This window comes from Aquimonas voraii, assembly GCF_900101825.1.
Classification (GTDB): Bacteria; Pseudomonadota; Gammaproteobacteria; order Xanthomonadales; family Xanthomonadaceae; genus Aquimonas; species Aquimonas voraii.
The window spans coordinates 829637-842396 of the sequence record NZ_FNAG01000001.1 but is presented as its reverse complement, the minus strand read 5'-3'; the positions used below and the strand labels follow the sequence as shown (position 1 = coordinate 842396).

Below are 12760 nucleotides of genomic sequence, written 5' to 3'. Positions count from 1 at the left end.
CCAGGCGAGTGTTGTTCCCAACACGCTCTCGTGCCTACGTTCGCGTCGGGCGCGGGGTGTTTCATCCGGGCACGGGGCGGCCGACGGGAGACGCGCGTTGGCAGACGACGTCAGCCCGGTCGGCGGAAGTGCACGCTTGGAGCGGGACAAACGGGGCGAGAGCCCGCGTACTGCATCACCCCATGGACTTCGGCGCCGTCGCATGCCGCTGCCGCAGCAGCGTCTCGACATCGCCCAGCGACAGCCCGCGCGCGCGCAGCAGCACCAGCAAGTGGTAGATCAGGTCGGCGCTTTCGCCGAGGAGGTCCGCGTCCTCCTGCGCCACCGCGGCCAGCGCGGTTTCCACGCCCTCCTCGCCCACCTTCTGGGCGATGCGGCGGATGCCGCCTTCGAACAGCTTGGTGGTGTAGCTGCCGACGGGGCGCTCGCGCTCGCGCTGGGCGATCAGCGCATCCAGATCACCGAGGAAGCTGCCCGGAGCATCGGGAAAACAGCTGGTGCGCTGCAGGTGGCAGGTCGGGCCCTGCGGATGCGCCTGGATCAACAGCGTGTCGGCATCGCAATCGGTCTCGACGCGAACCAGTTTCAGCACATGGCCGCTGCGCTCGCCCTTGGTCCACAAGCGCCCTTTGCTGCGGCTGAAGAAGGTGACGTGACGGCAGGCGAGCGTCATCTCCAGGGCTTCCCGATTCATGTAGCCCAGCATCAGCACGCGCAGGGTCCCGGCATCCTGCACCACCGCCGGCAGCAGGCCGTCCTGCTTGTCCCAGGCCAGCCGATCCAGCGTTTCGGGGCCGACCACCACGTCGTCAGACATCACGCACCTCGATGCCGCGCTGTTTGAGCGAGGTCTTGAGTTCAGGAATGGCGATCGCGCCGGAATGGAAGACGCTGGCGGCGAGCGCCGCATCCGCGTCGGCCTGCTCGAACACCTCGGCGAAGTGCTCGGGCGTGCCGGCGCCGCCGCTGGCCACCAGTGGCACGTGACAAAGTTCGCGCACAGCGCGCAGCTGCTCGATGTCATAGCCGGCGCGCACGCCGTCGGTGCCCATGCAGTTGAGCACGATTTCGCCGGCCCCGCGTTGCTGCACCTCGACCACCCAGTCGAGGGTGCGGCGACTGAGCGCGCGGGTCTTGCTGGGGTCGCCCGTGTACTGGCGCACGCGCCACTCGCCGTCCTCGTCGCGCAGGCTGTCGATGCCAACGACGACGCACTGCACGCCGAAGGCATCCGCCAGCTCGTTGATCAATTCCGGCCGCTCCAGCGCCGGCGAATTCACCGAGACCTTGTCGGCGCCGGCAAAAAGAATGGCGCGCGCATCCTCGACCGAGCGGATGCCGCCAGCCACGCAGAAGGGAATGTCGATGAGCCGAGCGACTCGCTCCACCCAGCCGCGATCGACGCTGCGGCCCTCGGGGCTCGCGGTGATGTCGTAGAACACCAGCTCATCCGCGCCGGCGTCGCGGTAACGTGCGGCCAGTTCCTCGATCGCACCCATCACCACGTGATCGCGGAAGCGCACGCCCTTCACCACTTGGCCATCGCGTACATCAAGACACGGGATCAATCGGCGGCTCAGCATGCCAGCGCCTCCTCGACGGTGAAGCGGCCATCCAACAGTGCCTTGCCGAGCACCACGCCGGCGGCGCCCGCGGCGCGCGCACCGCGAATGTCCTCCAGCGAAGACACCCCGCCCGAAGCGATCAGCGCGATCTCCGGCGCTCGCCGGACCACGTCCCGGTAGAGCTCGAGATTGGGCCCGCTCAGCATGCCGTCGCGGGCGATGTCCGTGCACAGCACGTGGCGCAAACCGGCTGCACGGTAGCGCTCCAGCAGCACGAACAGCTCCTCACCGGCGCTCTCGGTCCAGCCGTGCACCGGCAGCCGCCACACGCCGTCGGCATCGCGGCGCGTGTCGAGCGCCACGCAGAGCTGGCTGGCGCCGAACTGGTCCAGCCAGCGCAGCACCACGTCTGGCGACTTCACCGCCACCGAGCCGATCACCACGCGATCGACGCCGGCCGCCAGCAGCGCGTTCACGTCCTCGATACTGCGCACGCCGCCGCCGCTCTGGATGCGCAGGCCGCTCTGCGCGCGCAGCGCTTTCACCAGCGGCGCCAGCGTGTAGCCGCCGGCCTTGGCGGCATCCAGATCCACCAGATGCAGCCATTCGGCGCCCGCGCTGGCGTAGTCCAGCGCCAGCTGCAGCGGGTCGGCTGCGTAGCGGGTTTCCTGGGCGTAGTCGCCCTGCTTGAGCCGCACCACGCGTCCGTCGCGGACGTCGATGGCGGGAATTGCGACAAAGCCGGTCATTGGCCGTCCCACTCCATGAAGTTCTTGAGCAGCTGCGCGCCCACCGCCGCCGAGCGCTCGGGATGGAACTGCGCGCCAGCGACGTTGCCGCGGCGGACGATGGCGCTGAAGGCCTCGCCGTGCGTGCTGGACGCCAGCGTGTAGTCGCCCACCGGCGCGGCATAGCTGTGCACGAAGTAGGCTTGCGCGCCTTCGGCGATGTCGTTCAGCAGCGCCGAGTCGCGCTCGCGATGCAGGCGGTTCCAGCCCATGTGCGGCACGCGCACACCGGGGAACTCCTTCAGCTTCTGCACCTGGGCAGGAATGAGACCCAAGCCTTCGACATCGCCCTCGGCGCTGCGCTCGAACAGCAGCTGCATGCCGAGGCAGATGCCGAACAGCGGCCGCGGAAACGCGCGGATCGCATCCACCAGCTGCAGCTCGCGCAGCCGTGCCATCGCTGCACCGGCGGCACCGACGCCGGGCAGCAGGGCGCGTTCGGCCTGGGCAAGTTCGTCGGCGCTGCGCACCAGAGTCGCCTGCACGCCAAGCCGCTCCAGCGCATAGCAGACCGAGCCGATGTTGGCGACGCCGGAATCAATGACCGCCAGCCGCATCAGAGCGTCCCCTTGGTGCTGGGCAGGTCGAAGCCCTCGCGCTTGATCGCCGCGCGCAGGGCGCGCGCGACCGCCTTGAAGCTGGCCTCGACCATGTGATGGGCGTTGTCGCCGCGCACCGACAGGTGCAGGTTCAGGCCGGCGGTCTCGCACAGCGAGCGGAAGAAATGCGGCACCAGCTCGGTCGGCAGTTCGCCCACGCGCTCGCGCGGGAAGCTCCCGTCGAACACGAAGTAGGGACGGCCGCTGAGATCCAGCGAGGCGCGCACGAGCGTCTCGTCCATCGGGATCACCAGATCCAGCGCCGCGGGCTTCGCTTCAGCGGCACCCTCTTCGCCTTCCGCGGCCCAGGCGTAGCGGCCGATGCCGCGCTTGTCGCCGAGCGCCTGCTTCAGGGCCTGTCCCAGCGCCAGCGCACTGTCCTCGACCGTGTGGTGCTCGTCGATGTGCAGGTCGCCCGCGCACTTCAGCTTGAGCGCAAAGCCGCCGTGCTTGCCGAGCTGCTCCAGCATATGGTCGAAGTAGCCAAGACCGGTCAACGCGACCGGCTCGGCCGGGCGATCCAGATCGACATGCACTTCGATCTTGGTTTCCTTGGTGATGCGCTCGACGCTGGCCTGACGCGGCGCATCGGCCAGCAGATGGGCGATCTCGGCCCAGGTGTATTCCGGGCCCTTGCCGGCCGTGGCCTTGGCGCCGGAGGTCACCTTCAAGCGAAAGCCGCGCACGCCGAGGTTGTCGGCGAACTCGATGTCGGTATCGCGGTCACCGACCATGGCGCTGCCGGCGAGGTCGATGCTGCGATCACGCAGGTAGTGCATGACCAGACCGAGGCGCGGCTTGCGCGTGGGCGCGTTGTCCTGCGGGAAGCTGGTGTCGATCAGCACCTCGCGGAAGGTGATGCCCTGCGACTCGAAGATCTGCATCATCAGATCGTGCGGGGCCTGGAAGCTCTCCCGTGGGTAGGCCTCGGTGCCCAGGCCGTCCTGGTTCGACACGATCACGAACTCGAAGCCGGCGGCCTTCAACTTCAGCATCGCCGGGATCACGCCCTCGACCAGACGCAGCTTGGCGTAGCTGTCGATCTGGTAGTCCGCGGGCTCCTCGATCATGGTGCCGTCGCGGTCGACGAACAGAATGCGCTTCATGCCGCGGCCTCCTGCGTGGCGTTGGCGAACACGGCCAGCGCCGCGGCGTTCTCCTCCGGCGTGCCGATCGACACGCGCAGGCAGTCGCCCAGCAGCGGATAGCGGCTGACGTCGCGCAGCACCACGCCTGAGGCGAGCGCGCGCCGATAGATCGCTGCAGGATCCGTACAGCGCACCACCAGGAAATTGGCATCGGACGGGTACACGCCGAGGACGCCGGGCGTCGCCGCAAGCCGCGCGGCCAAGGCCTCGCGGCCGGCGATCAGCTCGGCGACGTGGACCTGCGTCTTTGCGAGCACCTCAGGCTGCAGGGCCGCCAGCGCCGCCCGCGCGCAGGGCGCTGAGATCGGATACGGCGCCATGATCGCACGCAGCACGCGGATCAGCTCGGGCGCGGCGATCAGGCTGCCGATGCGGGCGCCTGCCAGGGCATGCGCCTTCGACAGCGTGCGCAGCACGGCCAGCTGCGGAAAGCGCTGGCGCAGTGAGGTCGCCGAGGCCTGCTGCATGAACTCGCCGTAGGCCTCGTCGACCACCACCACGGCGCGGCCTTCGAGTGCCGAGGCAATGCGCTCGATGGTCTCGACCGGCAAGGCCTGCCCGGTCGGGTTGTTGGGCGAGCACAGGAAGACCAGCTTGACCGGATTGCTCAGGGCCGAGGCAATCACCGCGTCGGCATCCAGCGCGAAGGGCCGCGCCGCGTCGCCGGTGGCTGCAAGCGACACCTCGACCAGCCGCGCGTTCTGCACGCGTGCGGCAACGGCATACATACCGAAGGTGGGTGGGCAGATCAGCACGGCATCCTCGCCGGCGCGGCACAGCGCGCGCACCAGCAGGTCGATGGGCTCATCGCTGCCGCGGCCGACCAGCAGCTCATCAGCGCTCACGCCGTAAAGTGATGCCAGCGCCTGCACCAGCGCCTCGGGCTGTGGCTCCGGATAGCGGTTCAGGCCTTCGCCGCCAGCGATTTCCGGCGCCCAGGGCGACTCGTTGGCATTGAGGAAAACGCGGCCGCCGCTGGCCTCCTTGCGCGCGGACGAATAGCCACCGAAGCCGCTCAGGTCCGGGCGAACCAGATCCAGCAGCGCGCTCATGCCCTGCCCTCCGCGATTGCGGCGAGCCGTCGCGTGACCGCGCGCTCGTGCGCGATCAGGCCTTCGGCGCGCGCCATCTCGGCGGCGTCGGGGCCGGCGATGTTGAGACCTTCGGCGCTCACCTCCTGCACCGTGATCAGCTTGACGAAGCTCGCCACCGACACGCCGCTGTAGGCGCGCGCGGCGCCATAGGTCGGCAGCACGTGGTTGGTGCCGCTGCAGTAGTCGCCCAAGGCTTCGGGCGCCAGCGCGCCAAGGAAGATCGAGCCGGCGCTGCGCACGCGGTCCAGCCACTGGCGCGGTTGTTCGACCTGCAGGATCAGGTGTTCGGGCGCGTAGCGATTGCTGATCTCGATGGCCTGCGGAATATCGCGGCTCAGGATCAGACGAGCGTGGGTCAGGGCCTTGGCGAGGATCTCGCGGCGCGGCAGCTCGGCGGTCTGCTTCTCAAGTTCGACCGCCACGGATTCGAGCAGCGCCTGCGAGTCGGAGATCAGCAGCACCTGCGAGTCCGGGCCGTGCTCGGCCTGGCTCAAGAGATCAGAGGCGATGAATTCCGGCGAGGCGGTGGCATCGGCGATGACCAGCACCTCGGAAGGGCCGGCCGGCATGTCGATGGCCGCACCGTCCGGATCGTTCGCCACCTGCAGTTTGGCCTCGGTGACCCAGGCATTGCCGGGGCCGAAGATCTTGTCGCACTTCGGCACCGACTCGGTGCCATAGGCCATGGCGGCAACGGCCTGCGCGCCTCCAAGCTTGAACACGGTGCTGATCCCGCACAGGCGGGCAGCCACCAGCACAGTCGGATCGACGCTGCCGTCTGGCTTGGGCGGCGTACACAGAACAATCTCGCTGCAGCCCGCGATGCGCGCAGGCACACCAAGCATGATCGCGGTCGAGGGCAGCGGTGCGCTGCCGGCAGGCACGTAGAGTCCAACGCGCTCGATCGGGCGGATCACCCGCTCGCAGTTCAAGCCCGGCGCGGTCTCCAGCGCATAGCCGCGCGGCGCGCCGGCCTCGTGGAATTTGACCAGGCGCTCGATGGCATGGGTGATGGCCTGCTTGAGCGCGGGCGAAACCTGCGCTTCTGCGGTCGCGAACTCGTCTTCGGTGACGCGGAAGCTGCCGAGCTCGCAGCCATCGAAGCGGCGGGTCAAGGCGCGCAGGGTGCTGTCGCCGTCCGCGCGCACCTGGGTGAGGATGCGCTCGACGTTCTCGGCCAGGACGGCGCGCGCACCCTGAGCGGGTCGGCGCAGGGCCATGCGGCGCTGGGCGTCGTCGATGCGGTTCCAGTCCAGCACGCGCAGCTCGCGGGCAGCGAAGGGGACGGGGCGCTCGCCGGTTGTGCGTTCGGCAGCGGTCTTTTCGGTCGTGGTGCTCATGTCAGCATCTGCTCCACCGGCAGCACCAGCAGTCGGCGCGCGCCGGCCTTCTTCAGATCTTCAAGTTGCTGCCAGGACAAGCTGCCCTGGCAGATCGCCTGCACGCCGACGCCATTGGGCTGGCCGTCCAGGCTCAGGATCGTCGGCCGCTCCTCGCTGGGCAGCAGGCGCAGCACGTCGTCGAGCATGGCGCGCTCGGTTTCCAGCATCAGCAAGCGCGCATCGCGGACCTGCAGCACGCCGTCCAGGCGACGCAGCAGCTGGGTGGCGATGTCGCCGCGCTCGTCCATCAGCGGATCGGCCGGACCGGCCAGCACGGCCTCGCTCTCGTGGATCACCACGGCCTCGCGCAGCTGGTTGGCCGCCAGCGTACCGCCGGTCGAGACCAGGTCGCAGATCGCCTCGGCCTTGCCGAGACGGGGCGCGATCTCGACCGAGCCGGACAGAATCACGATCTCCGCCCGCACGTTGTTGCGCTTCAGCCAGTCCTCGAGCAGGGCCGGATAGCTCGTCGCAATGCGCAGGCCAGCCAAGCTTTGCGGCCCGTTCCAGGCCATGTCCTGCGGCAGCGCGATCGACAGCCGGCAGCGGCCAAAACCGAGCGCGCGCACTTCCTTGAAGGCCGGCGGCAGGCCGCGAGCGGCGCGATCCAGGGCCTGCTCGTCGAGCACATTGCGGCCGACGATGCCGTAGTCGCAGGTGCCTTCCGCGATCAGTCCGGGGATGTCGTCATCACGCACCAGCAGCAGGTCGACGGGCTGCGATTCGCCGAAGCAGAACAGGCGGTCACGGCTTTCGCGGAAGGTGAGGCCGGAGCGTGCCATCAGCTCGCGGGCGGGGTCGGACAGGCGTCCATTCTTCTGCGCGGCGATGCGCAGACGATCACGATTCTTCACGGGGGAATGCTCGAAACAGGGAGAGGGTATGCAGCGGGTTCAGCGTTTGGCGGCAGCGATGCCGGAGGGATCGTGCAGCTTCAAATGTCGCGCGGCGGCACGGTAGCCGCCAGCGCCGTGGGTAAGGCAGCGCGCCACCCGCCCGACCGTGGTCACACTCACGCCGGTCAAGTCGTGGATGTCGCGATACGTACGCCCGGCCAGAAGAAGGGGCACTACGCGCCAGCGATCCGCCAGAGCCTCGAGCTCCGCCGGCGTACACAGGTCATCGAGGAAAGCCGCGATCTCGGCAGGATCCCGCAGCTTGGCCAGCGCCTCGCACAGCGCGAACACCGGATCGGCTGCAGGCTGGACCACCGGCGCGGGCTTGCGCTCACGGGGGCTGCTGACAGCAGGCGCTTCGGGGCTGGCGATACGTCGCTTCACGGCGGACTCTTGTAATAGCGTGTTGATACATTAAACGGATATTGTGCTGCCGACAAGCAACAGACCGTGAAGACCGCCCGGTCTCCCACACGGGATACCTTCGCAGCCGGCGCCGATCCGCGAGGCGTGGCGGCTCGCGAGCGCTGCGCGCCTGCGGAATTGCCGCCGCTGCCCGACGCCGCGGATCCGAGCCACGCTGCAGCCGCTACCATCGCCGCTTCGACCTCTACGGACCGCGCACGCAATGCCCTCCCGCTCCCGCCGCCCCCGATTGCTGCGCTACACCGTGCGAACCCTGGCCGCGTTCGGCCTGCTGCTGGCGCTCGCCCTGATCGGCGCCTGGTTGCTGCTGCGCGCGAGCCTGCCGCAGCTGGCGGGCGAAGGCCGCATCGCAGGTCTATCCGCCCCCGTGCAGGTCGAACGTGACGCCCTCGGCGTGGTGACGTTGCGCGCGGAGAGCCGCAGCGATGCGCTGCGCGCGCTCGGATTCGTCCACGCCCAGGAACGCTACTTCGAGATGGATCTGGCGCGGCGCAGCGCAGCCGGCGAACTGGCGGCTCTCGTCGGAGCGGTTGCATTGCCGCGCGACCGGGCCCATCGGACGCACCGGCTGCGCGCCCGCGTACGGGCGGAGATCGAACGCGCGCCAGCGGATCAGCGCGAACAGCTGCAGGCCTACGTCGAGGGCGTCAACGCCGGGCTCGCTGCGCTCGGCAGCCGACCTTGGGCGTATTGGCTGCTGCGCGTCCAGCCCGAACCCTGGCGCGAGGAGGACAGCCTGCTCGCAGGCCTCGCCATGTTCTTCGACCTGCAGGACTCGCAGAACCGTCGCGAACTGGGGCTGCTGCAGCTACGCGCGCATCAGCCGGACGCATTGGTGGATCTCGTGGCCGCACCCGGCAGCGCGCATGACGCGCCACTCTTCGGAGAAGCCCTTCCGTCGATCTCGCCCACAGCCCTGCTGGCAGCGCTGTGGAGCGGGGCCACCGCTCCCCAAGCCACTGAGTCCGATCAGGAGGCGGCAGCCAGCGACGAAGCATCGAGCCCCACCGACCCCGAGCCACCAAGCCCCGGCAGCAACAACTTCGCCGTTGCCGGCGCACTCACGGCCGACGGCCGCGCCCTGGTGGCAGACGACATGCACCTCGGGCTGCGCGCACCCGGCGTGTGGTTTCGGGTACGTCTGGTCTACCCGGACCCGGAGGCGCCGGGCGGCCAGGTTGACGCTACCGGCGTCAGCCTGCCGGGCGTGCCCGCCCTGGTGGTCGGCAGCACTGGCCACGTCGCCTGGGGCTTCACCAACAGCTATGGCGACTGGCACGACTGGGTGCAGGTTGACTTCACCGACACCAGTCGCACCCGCTACCGCACGCCGGAGGGCGAGGAAACACTGACCCTGCATCGCGAGGTGCTGGCGGTGCGCGGAGGCGAGCCGGAAACTTTGGAGACCCGCGAAACCCGCTGGGGGCCCCTGCTCGCCACCGCGCCGGACGGCACCGAGCTGGCCCTGCGCTGGACGGCGCACCGTCCGGGCGCCATCGACCTTGGCATGGCCGACCTGCTGCGCGCCGCCGACTTGGAACAGGCGCTCGCCGTCGCCCAGCGCAGCGGTACCCCGGTACAGAATTTCGTGGCTGGTGATCGCAGCGGCCGAATCGGCTGGACCCTGATGGGGCGCATTCCGCAGCGCTTGGGCGACTGCGATCCGCTGCGCCCACTGCGCCCACTGGACGGCTGCGACTGGGCGGAAGACTGGTTGTCGCCTGAGGCGGCGCCACGGCTGCTCGACCCCGACACGCACCGCCTGTGGACCGCCAACTCCCGAGTGGTAGACCTGGCTACGCTGCGCACCGTCGGCGACGGCGGCTATGACCTTGGCGCGCGTCCGGCACAGATCCGCGATCAGCTGATGTCCAAGCAGCATTTCACCGAGGAGGACCTGCTGGCGGTCCAGCTCGACGACCGCGCCCTGTTCCTCCAGGGCTGGTGGCAGCGGCTGCGGGTTCAGCTGGAAGCGGCCCCGAGCGCGCCAGAACTGGCAGCGCTGGAGGCAGCAACGCGAGAGCGCCCCGAGCGCGCCAGCATCACTTCGGTCAGCTACCGCGCCTCGCGAAGCTTCCGAACCCTGCTGGTGGAGGCTTTCAGCGAACGTCTGTTCGCACCCGCACGGGACGCACTGGGCGAAGATTTCGCCGAGCCCAAGCTGTCGCAGCTCGAAGCAGTGCTGCAAGCCTATCTCGCCCTGCCCGCCGACGCCCTGCCGCCCGACTGGCCAACACCCGCCCAGCTTCAGCGCGATGCCGCGCTCGAGCTCGCAGGCGAATGGGCATCGCAAGGCGGGGATTTGGGTGAGCGCACCTGGGGCGAGCGCAATACCAGCGCGATTTGCCATCCCCTGGCCGGGGCACTCGGGCCCGCCCGCAATCTGCTGTGCATGCCCGGCGAGCCCCTGCCCGGCGACAACCACATGCCGCGAGTGCAGGGCCCGTCCTTTGGCGCAAGTCAGCGCATGGTGGTCTCGCCCGGTCGGGAGGCCGAAGGGATCTTCCACATGCCCGCCGGTCAGAGCGGCCACCCGCTCTCACCGTTCTGGCGCGCGGGCCACGACGACTGGTCTGCCGGCCGACCCAGCGACTTCCTCCCCGGCGCCGCGATACACTTGCTGACATTGCAGCCGTGAGGGATCACAGTCCGACGCGGCCGACCGATCGAAATCAGGCACTGCCTGACATCCTTCGCCCCCAGACGGTCATTTTGTGACGCACCCTGTCGGTCTTGCCCTGACTTGCAGGCCATAATGACCGCAAGTCCGACCTCGGACCCGATGCCCGCCCTGCCGTCACCGCTGGAGTCGCCATGACGTACCTGATCCGCCTGCTGTCCACGCTCCGCTACATGACCCTGCGACGCCAACTGCGCGAAATGCGGACGATCGTGGAGTCGCTGTCCCCCAGCACCCGGTCGGCCGTCGCCACCCTGACCATGGGCGAGATCCAGAATGCGGCGCGCGCGCCCGTGCCGCATCTGTACGGTGCGCAGGAAGTGCATCGCTACCAGCCTTGGAGTGATGCCGCCACCCAAGCCTTTGGGAAGGCACGCAGCAGCGTCGCCCAGCTCAAGCTGCGCGGCATCGCACTGTGGCTTGCGGTTGTCTACCACGAGACCCGCGACATGCCGCACGCCGGGCTCGCCGAGATCCACCGAGAAATTCTCGGCATGCTGGGGCATCTGAAGGGGACCTACGCCGGCGCGGCCGCCTCCAAGATGGGCCTTGAAGGCATCTGAGGGCTGAGCCGCACGCTGCAACGAACAACGGGGCCTCGCGGCCCCGTTTTCGTTTCGATCGGCGGTGACGCCGACTCAAGGTCGCAGACAACGCCTCGCGATGCCTGCATACACGGTCGGCAACGTGTGTAGATCCTCCAAGCGCACAGCCTCGTCGATCTTGTGGATGCTGGCGTTCAAGGGGCCGAGCTCGACGACTTCGGCGCCGAGCGGGGCGATGAAGCGGCCATCGGAGGTGCCGCCCCCGGTGTTCTCGTCCGGCTGGATGCCGAGTTCGCGCGCCAGCGTCTCCCGCACCGCCGCGCGCAGCCGGCCCTCGCCGGTGTGGAAGGGCTCACCGGACCGATGCCAGCGGAAGCCCGCGCGCACCTGATGGGCCGCGAAAGCGGACTGGATCTCGTGGATCAGCGCATCGGCCGTCCAGCGCGGCGAGTAGCGCAGGTTGAACTGCACCTCGGCCGTACCCGGAATGACATTGCTGGCGCCGGTGCCAGCCTTGAAGTTGGCGATCTGGAAACTGGTCGGTGGAAAGTCCGGCCACGGATCTCCGTCCCAGTCGCGCGCGCACAGCTCGGCCAGCACCGGCAGGGCGCGGTGGATCGGGTTGACCGCCTTCTCGGGATAGGCCACGTGGCCCTGCACGCCGAGCACGGTGGCGGTGCAGGTGAGCGAACCGCGCCGACCAATGCGCACGACATCCCCGAGGCGCTGGGAAGACGAAGGCTCGCCGACGAGGCAGTAGTCAATGCGCTCGCCACGCACCGCGAACAGTTCAGCCACCCGGCGCACGCCGTCAATCGCATCGCCCTCTTCATCGGAGGTCAGCAGCAGTCCCACCCTTCCCTGCCAGTCACGGAGGGCGGCGAGGTCTTCCAGCGCCAGCACGAAGGCCGCCACGCTGCCCTTCATGTCGGCCGCCCCGCGACCGCGCAGCAGGCCGTCGGCAGTGAGGGTCGGCTCGAAGGGCGGGCTGGTCCATTGCTCCGCCGGTCCCGGCGGAACGACGTCGGTATGGCCGAGAAAGACCAGCGTGGGGCCTTCATCGCCCAGCGTGGCCCACAGGTTGTCGACCTCGCCGAAGCGCAGATGCTCGACTTGGAAGCCTGCGGCGCCGAGTCGCTGCGCGATCAGCGCCTGGCAGCCGGCATCGGCCGGCGTCACCGAGGGGCGGCGGATCAGTTCACAGCTGAGCTCGACGACGTCCATGCGCGAGCTTCAGCCGCCGAAGCGCTGACCGAACTGCTTCTCGGTGAAGCCCACCGACACGCCATCGTCGCCGACCACGACCGGGCGCTTGACCAGCGCCGGGAACTCCTTGATGAGCGCCAGCCACTCGGCGTCGCTGGCCGGCTGCTTGCGCTCGGCGGGCAGGTCGCGCCAGGTGTAGCTCGCGCGATTGACGAGCTTCTCCCACGTCAGCGTCTTTGCCCAGGCCTTGAGCAGCTTGGGTTCGATGGGATGCTCGCGGTAGTCCACGAAGGTGTGCGCGATGCCGCGGGCATCCAGCCAGGCGCGGGCCTTGTCGCAGGTGCTGCACTTGTCGAGACCGTAGAGGGTGGGCATGTCTTGGGCCGGGATTCGTGATTGGGGATTCGGGATTCGCAAGTTCACCAGCGAGC

13 protein-coding genes are annotated in these 12760 nt (G+C 69.0%); 2 read left to right on the top strand and 11 right to left on the bottom strand.

Annotated elements, in window-relative coordinates:
• Positions 1 to 175: 175 nt before the first annotated feature.
• The 9 genes from hisIE to BLP83_RS03510 form a co-directional block, all read right to left on the bottom strand.
• The gene (gene hisIE / locus BLP83_RS03550; RefSeq protein WP_091238896.1) at positions 176 to 817 is read right to left on the bottom strand and encodes a bifunctional phosphoribosyl-AMP cyclohydrolase/phosphoribosyl-ATP diphosphatase HisIE; all 642 of its coding nucleotides are present in this window, start codon (positions 815 to 817) and stop codon (positions 176 to 178) included.
• Positions 810 to 1583 (bottom strand): imidazole glycerol phosphate synthase subunit HisF, encoded by a 774-nt coding sequence (hisF, locus tag BLP83_RS03545; protein WP_091238893.1) that lies wholly within the window; start codon positions 1581 to 1583, stop codon positions 810 to 812. Before hisF ends, hisIE begins: the two co-directional genes overlap by 8 nt.
• The gene (gene hisA, locus BLP83_RS03540; protein WP_091238890.1) at positions 1577 to 2314 is read right to left on the bottom strand and encodes a 1-(5-phosphoribosyl)-5-[(5-phosphoribosylamino)methylideneamino]imidazole-4-carboxamide isomerase; all 738 of its coding nucleotides are present in this window, start codon (positions 2312 to 2314) and stop codon (positions 1577 to 1579) included. Before hisA ends, hisF begins: the two co-directional genes overlap by 7 nt.
• Positions 2311 to 2910 (bottom strand): imidazole glycerol phosphate synthase subunit HisH, encoded by a 600-nt coding sequence (hisH, locus tag BLP83_RS03535; protein WP_091238888.1) that lies wholly within the window; start codon positions 2908 to 2910, stop codon positions 2311 to 2313. The genes hisA and hisH overlap by 4 nt, the downstream gene beginning before the upstream one ends.
• Positions 2910 to 4058: a bifunctional histidinol-phosphatase/imidazoleglycerol-phosphate dehydratase HisB gene (gene hisB / locus BLP83_RS03530; protein ID WP_091238885.1), complete on the bottom strand. Its 1149-nt coding sequence runs from the start codon at positions 4056 to 4058 to the stop codon at positions 2910 to 2912. The genes hisH and hisB overlap by 1 nt, the downstream gene beginning before the upstream one ends.
• Positions 4055 to 5152, bottom strand: a complete 1098-nt coding sequence (gene hisC, locus BLP83_RS03525; protein ID WP_091238882.1) for a histidinol-phosphate transaminase — start codon at positions 5150 to 5152, stop codon at positions 4055 to 4057. Before hisC ends, hisB begins: the two co-directional genes overlap by 4 nt.
• The gene (hisD, locus tag BLP83_RS03520) at positions 5149 to 6459 is read right to left on the bottom strand and encodes a histidinol dehydrogenase (protein WP_091239457.1); all 1311 of its coding nucleotides are present in this window, start codon (positions 6457 to 6459) and stop codon (positions 5149 to 5151) included. Before hisD ends, hisC begins: the two co-directional genes overlap by 4 nt.
• Before the next feature lie 71 nt (positions 6460 to 6530).
• Positions 6531 to 7430 (bottom strand): ATP phosphoribosyltransferase, encoded by a 900-nt coding sequence (gene hisG, locus BLP83_RS03515; protein ID WP_091238879.1) that lies wholly within the window; start codon positions 7428 to 7430, stop codon positions 6531 to 6533.
• Positions 7431 to 7469: 39 nt separating this feature from the next.
• Positions 7470 to 7787: a YerC/YecD family TrpR-related protein gene (locus BLP83_RS03510; protein WP_091238877.1), complete on the bottom strand. Its 318-nt coding sequence runs from the start codon at positions 7785 to 7787 to the stop codon at positions 7470 to 7472.
• Between the two features lie 313 nt (positions 7788 to 8100).
• On the opposite strand from BLP83_RS03510, the gene BLP83_RS03505 reads away from it, so the two are divergent.
• Positions 8101 to 10536 carry a penicillin acylase family protein gene (locus tag BLP83_RS03505; RefSeq protein WP_091238875.1) on the top strand — a complete coding sequence of 812 codons (2436 nt, stop codon included), beginning with the start codon at positions 8101 to 8103 and terminating at the stop codon, positions 10534 to 10536.
• Between the two features lie 176 nt (positions 10537 to 10712).
• Positions 10713 to 11141, top strand: coding sequence for a hypothetical protein (locus BLP83_RS03500; RefSeq protein ID WP_091238873.1), 429 nt, complete (start codon positions 10713 to 10715; stop codon positions 11139 to 11141).
• A 75-nt stretch (positions 11142 to 11216) separates the two neighbouring features.
• On the opposite strand, the gene dapE is transcribed toward BLP83_RS03500, so the two are convergent.
• Together dapE and BLP83_RS03490 are read right to left on the bottom strand one after the other, a co-directional pair.
• Positions 11217 to 12347 carry a succinyl-diaminopimelate desuccinylase gene (dapE, locus tag BLP83_RS03495; RefSeq protein WP_091238870.1) on the bottom strand — a complete coding sequence of 377 codons (1131 nt, stop codon included), beginning with the start codon at positions 12345 to 12347 and terminating at the stop codon, positions 11217 to 11219.
• A gap of 9 nt (positions 12348 to 12356) precedes the next feature.
• The gene (locus BLP83_RS03490) at positions 12357 to 12704 is read right to left on the bottom strand and encodes a Spx/MgsR family RNA polymerase-binding regulatory protein (protein ID WP_091238867.1); all 348 of its coding nucleotides are present in this window, start codon (positions 12702 to 12704) and stop codon (positions 12357 to 12359) included.
• Positions 12705 to 12760: the final 56 nt, after the last annotated feature.

Coding starts and splice junctions, on each gene's coding strand:
- hisIE (WP_091238896.1), bottom strand. CDS start 817: ATGTCTGACGACGTGGTGGTCGGCCCCGAAACGCTGGATCGGCTGGCC.
- hisF (WP_091238893.1), bottom strand. CDS start 1,583: ATGCTGAGCCGCCGATTGATCCCGTGTCTTGATGTACGCGATGGCCAA.
- hisA (WP_091238890.1), bottom strand. CDS start 2,314: ATGACCGGCTTTGTCGCAATTCCCGCCATCGACGTCCGCGACGGACGC.
- hisH (WP_091238888.1), bottom strand. CDS start 2,910: ATGCGGCTGGCGGTCATTGATTCCGGCGTCGCCAACATCGGCTCGGTC.
- hisB (WP_091238885.1), bottom strand. CDS start 4,058: ATGAAGCGCATTCTGTTCGTCGACCGCGACGGCACCATGATCGAGGAG.
- hisC (WP_091238882.1), bottom strand. CDS start 5,152: ATGAGCGCGCTGCTGGATCTGGTTCGCCCGGACCTGAGCGGCTTCGGT.
- BLP83_RS03505 (WP_091238875.1), top strand. CDS start 8,101: ATGCCCTCCCGCTCCCGCCGCCCCCGATTGCTGCGCTACACCGTGCGA.
- BLP83_RS03500 (WP_091238873.1), top strand. CDS start 10,713: ATGACGTACCTGATCCGCCTGCTGTCCACGCTCCGCTACATGACCCTG.
- dapE (WP_091238870.1), bottom strand. CDS start 12,347: ATGGACGTCGTCGAGCTCAGCTGTGAACTGATCCGCCGCCCCTCGGTG.
- BLP83_RS03490 (WP_091238867.1), bottom strand. CDS start 12,704: ATGCCCACCCTCTACGGTCTCGACAAGTGCAGCACCTGCGACAAGGCC.